Source organism: Bacillus sp. JJ1521 (assembly GCF_036965165.1).
Lineage (GTDB): Bacteria > Bacillota > Bacilli > Bacillales > Bacillaceae_L > Ferdinandcohnia.
Window position 1 is genome coordinate 33,540 of record NZ_JBALOX010000030.1, and the last position, 11,096, is coordinate 44,635.

Consider the following 11,096-nt stretch of genomic DNA (forward strand, 5'->3'; position numbering starts at 1 on the left):
AAGACTAAGTACGCCACATCCTGCGGCAACGTCTTTTTGACCCACCTCGTGTGGGCCTAAAATCGGGCGCAAATACGCCACGGCGCATTTGATTAACTATCATACGTCTTAGGTCGTATCAAGAAATATATCGGTAGTGCATTACATCATTCCCTTTCTTCTTTTATGATAGAAGTAAGATAAATGATAAAGGCAGGTTAGAAAAATGAAGAAAATATTAATCATATTTTTTGTTCTTATTGGGGCTTATCTATTGATAACAAATCTCTACCGTATCCCTGGGCTCCCCTTTGGTAATTCTGGAGAATCCGCCAAGATTTCCGAAAAAATTGATGAGATTAACATTGATATTACATCGATTAGCACGACAGTTATCCCTGAAAACCGCGATGACGTGGAAGCCGAACTAAAAGGAAAAGGTAAAGTTCATGTGTCAAAAAGTGGAGACACGATAGAGGTCACTTATGAAAAAGGATTTTTCAACTTGGGTTGGTTCCCTTTCTTTGATAAAACGAAACTAACTGTGTATATCCCTGAAGATTATGACCGAGATCTTTCACTTAGAATCGGGTCTGGCCATTTAGAGTTCGACGGTAAGCCAATGGAGTTAAACGACCTTTCTGTCGATGTCCATTCCGGAAATATGAGACTGCAAAACCTTTCCGCTGAAACATTTACACATAACGTTGCTTCCGGAAATTCCATCATTAACAATATAACAACAAAAAGCGGAGAAATCGATGTTCGCTCAGGTAATGTGACAGTGGACGATTATACGGGAAAACTAGAAACCGAAGTACACTCTGGTCGTTTAAAAGCAACCATTGCTGAACTCACAGATTCAATTGATGCAAGTGTAAAATCGGGTCTACTTGATATTGATCTACCAAATGATGCTGACTTTACATTAAAAGGCGAATCAAATAGCGGCTTTATTACAAATGATTTCTCTCTTGAAGATTCCACAAGGGATAAGGGGAGAATTGAAGGGAAACACGGCGCAGGTACCTATGATGTAAATATTAAAGTAAATAGTGGAAAAGCAAGTATTAGATAAAGTAAAGGCGCTCGTAGCTCGGGCGCTTTTTATTTTTAGGCTCTGTTATTATTCATTATTCATTTTCGTTTAGGTATGGGAATTCATAGGCGGAGATTTTCCGATTAACTGCTCTAAATAGGATAAAATCCAATGAATTGGAGAATATAGGCGGAAAAACTTCCTTTATTTTTAAGAAAAATTGGGTATTTCCAACTCTAAGCGGAATTTTTCCGCTTATTTTTCAAACACAGTAAAATCAACATTCAGTTATAACAAAGGTATTTTTAAAATTGTACTGACAAAATTTTCAATCTATTTTATTATTAATTATAATACACTAATACCTAGGAGGTCTTATTATGAGTATTGCGCTCATTTCCGATATTCACGGAAATATGACAGCACTTGAAGCTGTACTAAAACATATCAAAGATCGTGGAATTGAGACGATTCTTTGTTTAGGAGACCTTGTAGGAAAAGGGCCAAACTCAGCTTTGGCGGTTGACCGGATTCAAGAGGTGTGTGAGGTCGTGCTATTGGGGAATTGGGATGACTTTATTCAAAATGAACATCCAGATGAAGGGATTAAATGGCATCAAAATCAGCTTGGAGAAGAACGCCTCTCATACTTAGGATCACTTCCTTTTCATTTTGATTTTTATATAAGTGGAAAATACATTCGGTTGTACCATGCCTCCGCGAAAAGTGTCCACCACCGTGTTGTCCCTATGGTTCATTCCGAGGATGAAAAAAGAGCCATGTTCGATCACTCAGAATGGATTTTACCTTTAGAGGATAAGACTCCAGACATTATCGGATTTGGAGATATTCATGCTGCCTTGATTGAACCAATGGGTACAGAAAAAACCCTTTTAAATGTTGGCAGTGTCGGCAACCCTCTTGATACAACACAAGCAACCTTTGCGATTTTACATGGAGAATATCAATCAAAAGAAGTTGCACCCTTTTCAATTGAAATTGTACGTATTCCATATGATGTTGAAAAAGAATTAAAGATTGCAGCCGAAATGGGGTTACCGTATTTTGATGATTACGCGACGGAGCTCCGCGAAGCATATTACCGAGGGGCATCGAAAAAGGAAAAATAACTAATTCATGAAACTTGCACAAGACAAAAGAATACATGTAAAATAATAAAATAACGATATTTAATATGTATAACTTTCATAAATATGGGATAGAATGTTTTTTATTTGTCTAGCTCCAGGCGCCATCGGCTCGAGGTCATAAGCCAATCGCTTCTGAAGGCAAAATGCACCTTCTGTCAGCGCTTATCTTATGCTTGTCGCCGATAAGCAAGCGCCTTGTGCTTTTCTATTTACCTCTATATAACTATATAAACCCTGAGAGGAGAATTGCCATGACTGCCAATAACGAACCTAAAAAAGAGATCACGGTTAATTCAACTGTCCAGCTAAAAGGGATAGTAAAGGCAATATTTAATGATTCCATCCACGTTCAAATCGGAGGAAAAATTATTACACTTCCCGCTTCAAACCTTTTAAAGCAAAACAAAACGCCATTGACCTAATACAGGAAAAGGAATACCACGTTTTAATATGGTATTCCTTTTTATATTTATAGGAAAGGGTTATAAAATCGATTACCATCGTGGAATGTTATAACCATAGAGATAATTAAAATCGCAGTAAATAAAACCACTGTTACATAATCGACTACATGAAATGCGCGTAAACGATACCAGGTGCGCTTTTTGTTTTTTCCGAATCCTCGAAGTTCCATTGCATTACTGATCGTTTCGATTTTGTCCAGGCTCGATAGGATCAAAGGGATAAGAATGGAAGCTATATTTTTTACCCGCTTATGCAGCCTTTCATTTTTTGACATGTCAATCCCTCTTGCTTGCTGTGAGTGTGCGATGTTCCAGAAATCTCGTTGAATTTCTGGGATATAACGCAAAGCAAGTGCAACCGCATATGAAATACGATAGCTAATCCCAATACGATTTAGGGATGCAGCAAATTCACTTGGATTTGTTGTCACAATAAATAATAAGGCAGCAGGTATTACCGTAAAATATTTGAGTGTGATATTAAACTGGTAAAACAGCTGTTCCAAGGTAATATTGTATCTCCCAACTATTTCGAATAGCACATGGCTCGTCCCATAAATCTTGACTCCTTCTTGCGGAGAAAAGGCGTAAATTGCAAGATTATTAATGAACAAGAATAATAGGATAAAAAGAAGCACGAACGAAATCTCTTTTAGTTTCACTTTGGAGACTTGAAAAATGATGAGACTAATGACAAATAAAAACAGAAGGATACGCGTGTCATACGTTAACATAGCAGTAGAAGACCACAAGATAAAGCAAATAAGCTTTGTCGCACCTGTTAATTGATGAACGGGTGACTTACGTTCAATATAGGATAACATTTCTACTGCCATGTCCTACGAACCTCCTTATCATACACAATAAACCGTTCAACAAATTCAAGTGGTTCATTTATCCCTGCTCGCTTTGCTAGTTCAAATAAGGAAGTTTCCTTTAAGTTAGCTTGTTTAATAATTTCTGAGTCTGTTAGCACGCTTGCGGCTGATTGATCGGCTATCTTCTCTCCACCCGCTATCACAATTGCACGCGGTGTATACTCAAGCATAAGATGCATATCATGTGTAATCATAATAATCGTAATTCCTTGCTTATTTAATTCGACAAGAAACTCCATTATTTCGGTGTAATGGCGGAGGTCCTGCCCAGCTGTCGGCTCATCTAAAATAATGACTTCGGGTTCTAAAACAAGGATTGATGCAATTGTCACACGTTTCTTTTGTCCAAAGCTAAGAGCGGAAATCGGCCATTTTCTAAATGGGTAAAGACCGCACACCTTCAGTGTTTTCTCGACCCGTTCCTGTATCTCAGCTTCAGGCACACCGCGGATCTCAAGTCCGAGTGCAACCTCATCGTAAATCAAATGCTTTGAAATCATATGGTTTGGGTTTTGCATAACCATTCCAATCCGTAAAGACCGTTCCTTGATTGTATCATTTGTTATATCTTGACCTGAAAAAAGAATTTTTCCAGAGCTTGGTTTTTCAAATCCGCAGATAAGCTTTGAAAGGGTCGATTTTCCAGCACCGTTTTTTCCTACAATACTTACAATCTCGCCTTTTTCAATCGAAAAGGATACATTCCGAATCGTTTCTTTTCCTTGATGATAGGAAAATGAAAGATGATCTAGCTCCAAAATAGGCGAAGTCTTCTCTCTCCTTTGAGGTGTGACTCCCCTTTCAAACCACTCAATTAATCTGTCCCTACAAGCTTCCACATCAAAGGAAGGAAGATGTGCTGGCTTCATGTCCTCTGTTATCTCGCAGCCTGCATATTTCACTGCTTTGACATACAACGGTTCACGGATATGGCGTTCCTCTAAAATAGGCTTGGATAAAAGTTCATCAGGTTTCAAATCGCCAACAATTCTTCCTTCATCCACAACAATAATCCGATCCACATGACGATATAGAACATCCTCTAAGCGATGTTCTATAATCACTACTGTCGTATTCGTCTCTTTTTGGATTCGATCGATTAAGTCAATTGCATACTGACCCGTTGCAGGATCAAGATTCGCTAAGGGTTCATCAAAAAGGAGGATATCTACTTTATCAACCATGACTCCTGCAAGGGAGACCCTTTGCTTTTGTCCGCCTGACAACTGATGAAGGGATGAATGCAAATATCCCTCCATATCCACCATTTTCGATACTCCCTCAACAGTTTCAATCATATTCTTCTGTGGCACGCAATCATTTTCAAGAGCAAAGGCAATGTCTTCTCCTACAGTCAGTCCGATAAACTGTCCATCCGGATCCTGTAATACGGTGCCGACCATTTTAGATATTTTAAAAATATCTAGATCCTTTGCTTCTTTGCCCATAATTTTAAGGCTCCCTTGGTTACTTCCCTTATAAGAAAAGGGAACAAGCCCGTTCAGGCAATTTCCGATCGTGCTTTTGCCTGATCCAGAAGGCCCTACAATTAATACCTTTTCACCCTCATATATTTTAAGATTAATATCCCGAAGAGTAGGCTCTGCTTGGCTACGATATGTAAAGCTATAATTGATAAATTCGATAACAGGTTTTTTCATCATACTACTCTCCTAAACGAAAAGCTCAAGCTCCTTGAAGTGGAACGTCTACTAAGTACGCCACGTCCTGTGGCAAACGTAGACGTCAGCACGTCCCTGTGCAAGTCCGACAAGCATAAGACTATCCTTCATGAAGGTTGCTCTTTGACCTTCTTGACGGATTGGCTAGACCATAGAGGGGCTAGGCGCTGGAGCTAGACACCAAAACTATTTTAAAACTTTTACCTTTTTTATAGATCCTTCGTCAAGCTTCCACTTTTACTTCTTGTTTTTGCATACGCCACTAATAAAATCGTGCCAATGATTCCAACAGTGACCATGTTTGCAATTCCCGCGAAGATTCCTTGAACATACACTTTATTTGCTGGTTCAGCGTAAATCCAAACATCCAATGTCGGCGCAACGACAAACCACCCAATCGCTTGAGCGATTACTTGAACAATATTGAATGTTACAATCTTTTTGCCATTGATAATTCCAGATTCTATATCAATTTTGTTTTTAACAAGTCCAAATATAAATCCTACTAGCATTGAGACAAAGACCCAGCTCCACCAAACAGAACCCCATGAAATAGCATCGTTTAAAGTATGACCGATCAATCCAATTAAGGCACCTGCTATTGGACCGAACACAACAGCCATTAACGCCAAGAATGCATATGATGTTTGAATTGTAGTATTCGGAACAGGTGTTGGGATAGCTGCGAATTTTGCTAAAATCACAAATACTGCAGCTCCAATTCCAATCGCAACAATGGTTTTAATAGATAAACTTTTCATAAATCTCATACCCCCTAATTTTTTGAATTAAAACAAAAGTTAATTATAAATGATTTTTGGTACTTTGCGAATATAAATTTTCCAATTAGAACCTGTCTCGATGTGGTAAGCTTTGGCAAATGAACCTTGGTTGATGGCTACCCCAATTTTATCAAGGGAATTAATAAACAATAATGGTTCTCCTAGATGGCTATCCGCAAAAGAACGTCCATACGTCATAATATTTTTGTACACCTGACGTGTATCGTTCTCGATGGTTACTTCAAAATGATCTCCATGCTCAACATTTAGTTGTTTAAAAGTTTCACGCTCAATATTCGTCCATAAATTACCAAAACGAATATCAAGAATATCAATCGTACCTAATACACTGTCCTTTTCAACCTTCGCATCTGACAGCTGTAATCCAACAAGGGAATCAACTGGAACACTAGGTCCAACCTCTTCGTATAAAATGACACCAGATGCAAGTCTTGCTCCCGTATAGACATATACATCACGACCATGGAATGTATAAGACTCTCCTGAAAAAGGTAAACGGTTTGTACTTTCATCAATGATTCGTACTTCTTTAATTCCAATTTTATTCTGAATATGTGTGAGGGTACCATTATCCGGAGTCACAATATATTGATTTGTTTCTGTCTTCACTACAATACTGCGTCGATCAGAACCGACACCTGGGTCAACAACTGATACAAAAACAGTCCCTTCTGGCCAATAGGAAATCGTCTGATACAGTCGATAAGAGCCTTCCCAAATATTATATTGCGGAATGTCATGAGTTAGGTCAAAAACTCGCAATTCTGGATTAACCGTAATCGCCACTCCATACATTGCACTTACTGCCCCGTCACTTAAACCAAAATCTGTTTGTAATACTAGATGATTTGTCACAATAAATTCCTCCATTTTTTTAATCGATTTAAGATAAACTCATTTTTTGATAACAAAAAAACCACGTCATTATCAAATACGATAAGGACGTGGTTTATCTCACGTGGTACCACCTTAATTCACTGTTTGCTCACACAAACAGTCTCAACAAGTACGCAGGTCTAGTCTTAGCCCGTATACTGTGGTATTGATAACGAGTACCAAATCTCGTCGGAACCTACTCATAACGAAGTTACTTTCAGCACGAAACTCAGAGGCCATTGTTCAGATTTGTATTTTTGCTTCTTTTCAGCTACCGAAGCTCTCTGTGTAAAATAGCGAAATCCTACTTTTTCTCTTCATCGTCTTTACTTAAGGAAATAATATTAATTAAGTTGTTATGTTGAAAGTAATTATATCCGAACAAATTTTTAAATTCAAGTGAAATTTCAAAAAATATTTTAGATTTCATTATATTCAAGAAGATTCCCCCCCTTCTATATCATTACTTGAATATCCGTTCATTTTAAACATAAAAAAATCGATGCAGCTTACTTTACATTACAATTTTGTAAGCCACACCGACCGTTGGTCAACTATAGAATTGGGGATAAAAGTCTTGAAATGGATTCTTTAAACTTTATATTAACCCCTCTTTTTCCGTATTCTTCATGTGTGAGCAGTTTAGATTGTGTGATATCCTCTTTGAAAATGGCTGTTAGCTCTTTAGAAATGTTCTCATCATATAAAAAAGCATTTACCTCAAAATTGAGCCGGAAGCTCCTCACATCGATATTCGCTGTGCCGACTGAAGAAATCTCCTCGTCAACTACAAGTGTCTTTGAATGGATAAAACCATTACTGTAAATATAGACTTTTGCCCCAACTGGAAGTAATTCCCCAATATGCGAAAGGGTTGCCCAATAAACGAAAGGATGATCCGGCTTATCCGGAATCATAATATTCACTTCCACTCCCGAAAGGCATGCAACGCGTAACGCATCCAACAAGCTTTTATCTGGAATAAAATAGGGTGTCTGGATATAGATTGATTTTTTCGCTGAATAGAGCATTTTTATGTACGCATTCTTAATCTGCTCAAATTCGGAATCAGGACCACTTGTAACAATTTGAATCCCGACATTACCAAGCCTGACGTTCTCAATTGGAAATAGCTCCGGGTCATACATAATATCAAAATCACGAGAGGCTTGATTCCAGTCTAAAATGAAGCGTACCTGCATGGTGTCAACCGCAGTTCCCCTTATGCGCAAATGAGTATCTCGCCAATACCCAAACCTTGAATTTAAGCCCAGGTACTCATCTCCCACATTGAAGCCACCCACATATCCAACCTTTCCATCAATAATGACCAATTTCCGATGGTTTCGGAAGTTCATCCGCAAATTGATAAATCGTAGCTTTGATGGAAAAAAGACCTCGACTAAGCCACCCGCTTCCCGAAATTCTTTAAAAAACCGTTTTGTTAATGTCCTAGAACCCAACTCATCATAAAGCACTCGGACAGTAACGCCTTCTTTTACTTTCTTTGTTAAATGCGCAATGAGTTTTCGACCTAGATTATCGTTTTTAATAATATAGTACTGCAAATGAATCGATTCCTTTGCAGCTTCAATGTCCTGGAATAGACTTCTATATTTCTCTTGCCCATCCGTAAAAACTTCAACTGCATTATTTTTTGTAAATAAAGCCTGGTCATTCACGAGGTTCATATAAATAAGGTCTTGATTATCTTGCGTGACCCGATTGTTAAAGTGGAATTTTTGGGTTCGCAACTGCTCTTTTTGCCTCTCTAATACCTCTTCAATTCCACTCTTTTTTAAATCATCCCACTGAAAAAGGTGGTTGCGTGTTAAATTCCGACCTAAAAGCAAATACAAAATAAAGCCAGCTACTGGAATAAAAAAAAGGACTAATAACCATGCCCAAGTCGAACTCGCATCTCTTCTTTCACGAAAGATGACAACCACGGCAAATACAATGTTTAAAACCATAACCAACCCTAATAATACTGAAGTAATATTTACCATATTTCCCTCTCTCACCCGATTCATTCTACATTCCAATATACTATATTTCAGAATGTTTATAAAATAATTAGCTACATTCTTGATGTCTGGGATAATTATAATGCCTCTATGGTTTTTATTTATGTTCTATAAACTTTATTTTGATTTTATGGTTTTTATTTTTATTCGATGGGTTTTAGCAAAATCAAATTTTTCAAGAGCAAGAAACCTGGCTTTTTTAGAGCCAGGTCTCTTACCTTAATGAATATTTCTATCAACATAGCGTCCATAGTCAGGAACCGCAATTTGATCAAAGTCCCTTACCAATCTTTCTAAGGATTCCTCCAACAACTCACCGGTCAAGGGCAATCCGTGCCCCGTAATGGCAACACTCGGCTTAAGCCCTGCCAATGTTTCAACTGACTTTTTCGCAGCCTGCCAATCCGTTGTTAAGTATCTTGGTGGACCACTAATTTCCTGTTCTTGCGTCATTACCTTATATAGATACTCTTGCTTAACGGTCACAAACGCATCGCCAACTATAAGTGCACGATCCTTTTCGCGGAAAAACGATACATGCCCAGGCGCATGTCCCGGCGTATGGATCCAACTGAAATCAGGCAAATGAGGCACTGTTCCATCAGCTGGTAGCTTTTCTACATGGCTTCCCAAGTTAATTGGCTCATTTGGAAACAGCGGCGACATTTTTGCTACCATTCCCCCTTCAACCGTCGAATCTGGTTCCGGATAGCTTTTTTGCCCTGTTAAAAATGGCATTTCGAGCTCATGGGCATAGACCGGCACATCCCAGTGCTTAACTAATTCAATAATTCCACCAACATGGTCAAAATGACCATGTGTTAGCAGAATAGCCTTCGGGCGACTACCCACGCCAAAGCGTTCCTCACAAACCGCCAATATTTCCTCTGCAGAGCCAGGCATGCCCGCATCTACAATTACAAAATCGGATGTACCCGGCTCACCTACTAATACAAAGTTAACGATTTGGATCGTATGTGAATAAAGGTCTGGCAATATCTGTATCCCGATTCCACTACCAATTGAAGTCGCTGGAATAAATTTATAATCACTCCCGTACTGCATGTCCTTCTCCATAAAATCCCCCTCACACGTTTTACATACTGATAGTGTTTCACACGATCGTTATTTTATTTATCGAGAAGGATCTCATGTTACTTTCCGAGATTTGACAACCATTGCTTTAATTTGCTTTTTGGATAGTAAATATTACCGTTTAATACGATATGCGGGATATCTGGATGTTCCTTAATTAATTCTTTCGCATCCTCTTTTGAAACCCCAATTTGATAATGGAGGTCCTGTTCTTTTATAAGTTCATACAAATCCTCTTCTTCAAGCATGTCCATGACACCCTTTGCCTCGGGATTTTTAAAATTTTTCAAGCCGTCCCCTATGAAATAACCAGCAATAGCAATTCCAATTCCTAAAAATAAAAAGTCCATACTTCTTCCACCTACTTTGTTGTAATCATTTTTTGTGTGAATCCTACATTAGGTATGTACGTTTTGTTTGGTAAAAAGTTTCGGATAGACAAAAAGAACCGGCCACCGGTTCTTCCCTACTGTTTTTTTACACGTTTTGGATAATGAAAAATCATCCGTAAAATCGTGTAAAATAACAAAACTATTACAATTGAATTCACAACCCAATGGGCGCCAATCAGTAAATTCACAATTGCGAAAATGATAATTGGCTTCGTTAACGCAAACGCACACATTTTCCATAAAAATTGAAACTTCAATTGGCGGTGTGTGATCTTGCTGACTCCTACTCCCAATCCTGCTAATACAGAAATCCCTGCTATTCCTAAAAACAGCATTAAAAACGGATAAAATAAAAGCACCTGGATGACATAAATATTTTGAGGGATATCGCTTTCCATATAGGAATCGTCTAAAAGTAAATTGATTTCAATTGGAAGTGCCACGATAAACAACAGTAAAAGAAGGAAAACAAGCGTATTTCTCATTTCCAACTTATTCAGCCTCTTCATCGCTGCCTTATTTGGTAATCGTAAACAATCCAAAAATGTCGACATGAGTTTCACATAAGCCACTCGCTTTGTATAAAGATGTTTAAACTTAAAGATACCTTTCTGTAAAAAGAAAGGTATCCAATCAAATCAAATACGCCTTTGCGTATTTGCGCCCAGATTTTAGGCCCACAGGAAGTGGGTCATAAAGACGTTGCCACA

General features: G+C 38.3%; 11 protein-coding genes and 1 other annotated feature. Of the genes, 3 read left to right on the forward strand and 8 right to left on the reverse strand.

Translation table 11 applies throughout. The features are described 5' to 3' along the window. Nucleotides 1-205 precede the first annotated feature (205 nt). The 3 genes from liaG (at nucleotide 206) to V7147_RS05765 (ending at nucleotide 2,591) form a co-directional block, all read left to right on the forward strand. Complete coding sequence (liaG, locus tag V7147_RS05755) at nucleotides 206-1,057, forward strand: LiaG family protein (protein WP_335366897.1); 852 nt, start codon at nucleotides 206-208, stop codon at nucleotides 1,055-1,057. Between the two features lie 341 nt (nucleotides 1,058-1,398). Further along, complete coding sequence (locus tag V7147_RS05760; RefSeq protein WP_438824555.1) at nucleotides 1,399-2,148, forward strand: metallophosphoesterase family protein; 750 nt, start codon at nucleotides 1,399-1,401, stop codon at nucleotides 2,146-2,148. A gap of 272 nt (nucleotides 2,149-2,420) precedes the next feature. Further along, entirely contained in the window at nucleotides 2,421-2,591 is a 171-nt protein-coding gene (locus V7147_RS05765; protein WP_335366898.1) for a hypothetical protein, read from the forward strand. Nucleotides 2,592-2,638: 47 nt separating this feature from the next. Here V7147_RS05765 and V7147_RS05770 read toward each other — a convergent pair whose 3' ends face one another. The 8 genes from V7147_RS05770 to V7147_RS05805 form a co-directional block, all read right to left on the reverse strand. Next, nucleotides 2,639-3,469 carry an energy-coupling factor transporter transmembrane component T family protein gene (locus tag V7147_RS05770; RefSeq protein WP_335366899.1) on the reverse strand — a complete coding sequence of 277 codons (831 nt, stop codon included), beginning with the start codon at nucleotides 3,467-3,469 and terminating at the stop codon, nucleotides 2,639-2,641. Then, entirely contained in the window at nucleotides 3,460-5,172 is a 1,713-nt protein-coding gene (locus V7147_RS05775; RefSeq protein WP_335366900.1) for an ABC transporter ATP-binding protein, read from the reverse strand. The genes V7147_RS05770 and V7147_RS05775 overlap by 10 nt, the downstream gene beginning before the upstream one ends. Before the next feature lie 230 nt (nucleotides 5,173-5,402). Further along, nucleotides 5,403-5,954 carry an ECF-type riboflavin transporter substrate-binding protein gene (locus tag V7147_RS05780; protein WP_335366901.1) on the reverse strand — a complete coding sequence of 184 codons (552 nt, stop codon included), beginning with the start codon at nucleotides 5,952-5,954 and terminating at the stop codon, nucleotides 5,403-5,405. Between the two features lie 39 nt (nucleotides 5,955-5,993). Then, complete coding sequence (locus V7147_RS05785; RefSeq protein WP_335366902.1) at nucleotides 5,994-6,851, reverse strand: SAM hydrolase/SAM-dependent halogenase family protein; 858 nt, start codon at nucleotides 6,849-6,851, stop codon at nucleotides 5,994-5,996. 80 nt (nucleotides 6,852-6,931) lie between these two features. Further along, nucleotides 6,932-7,202, reverse strand: a binding site (T-box leader). 224 nt (nucleotides 7,203-7,426) lie between these two features. After that, on the reverse strand, nucleotides 7,427-8,881 hold the full coding sequence (cls, locus tag V7147_RS05790) for a cardiolipin synthase (RefSeq protein WP_438824556.1): 1,455 nt from the start codon (nucleotides 8,879-8,881) through the stop codon (nucleotides 7,427-7,429). Nucleotides 8,882-9,118: 237 nt separating this feature from the next. Then, on the reverse strand, nucleotides 9,119-9,976 hold the full coding sequence (locus tag V7147_RS05795) for an MBL fold metallo-hydrolase (RefSeq protein WP_335366904.1): 858 nt from the start codon (nucleotides 9,974-9,976) through the stop codon (nucleotides 9,119-9,121). Between the two features lie 77 nt (nucleotides 9,977-10,053). Next, entirely contained in the window at nucleotides 10,054-10,344 is a 291-nt protein-coding gene (locus V7147_RS05800) for a DNA-binding protein (RefSeq protein WP_335366905.1), read from the reverse strand. Nucleotides 10,345-10,460: 116 nt separating this feature from the next. Further along, nucleotides 10,461-10,871 carry a DUF1189 family protein gene (locus V7147_RS05805; protein ID WP_335366909.1) on the reverse strand — a complete coding sequence of 137 codons (411 nt, stop codon included), beginning with the start codon at nucleotides 10,869-10,871 and terminating at the stop codon, nucleotides 10,461-10,463. Nucleotides 10,872-11,096: the final 225 nt, after the last annotated feature.

Bases quoted from the DNA above. Each gene is read 5' to 3' on its own strand.
- liaG (WP_335366897.1), top strand. From the start codon at position 206: ATGAAGAAAATATTAATCATATTTTTTGTTCTTATTGGGGCTTATCTA.
- V7147_RS05760 (WP_438824555.1), top strand. From the start codon at position 1,399: ATGAGTATTGCGCTCATTTCCGATATTCACGGAAATATGACAGCACTT.
- V7147_RS05765 (WP_335366898.1), top strand. From the start codon at position 2,421: ATGACTGCCAATAACGAACCTAAAAAAGAGATCACGGTTAATTCAACT.
- V7147_RS05770 (WP_335366899.1), bottom strand. From the start codon at position 3,469: ATGGCAGTAGAAATGTTATCCTATATTGAACGTAAGTCACCCGTTCAT.
- V7147_RS05775 (WP_335366900.1), bottom strand. From the start codon at position 5,172: ATGAAAAAACCTGTTATCGAATTTATCAATTATAGCTTTACATATCGT.
- V7147_RS05780 (WP_335366901.1), bottom strand. From the start codon at position 5,954: ATGAAAAGTTTATCTATTAAAACCATTGTTGCGATTGGAATTGGAGCT.
- cls (WP_438824556.1), bottom strand. From the start codon at position 8,881: ATGGTAAATATTACTTCAGTATTATTAGGGTTGGTTATGGTTTTAAAC.
- V7147_RS05795 (WP_335366904.1), bottom strand. From the start codon at position 9,976: ATGGAGAAGGACATGCAGTACGGGAGTGATTATAAATTTATTCCAGCG.
- V7147_RS05800 (WP_335366905.1), bottom strand. From the start codon at position 10,344: ATGGACTTTTTATTTTTAGGAATTGGAATTGCTATTGCTGGTTATTTC.
- V7147_RS05805 (WP_335366909.1), bottom strand. From the start codon at position 10,871: ATGAGAAATACGCTTGTTTTCCTTCTTTTACTGTTGTTTATCGTGGCA.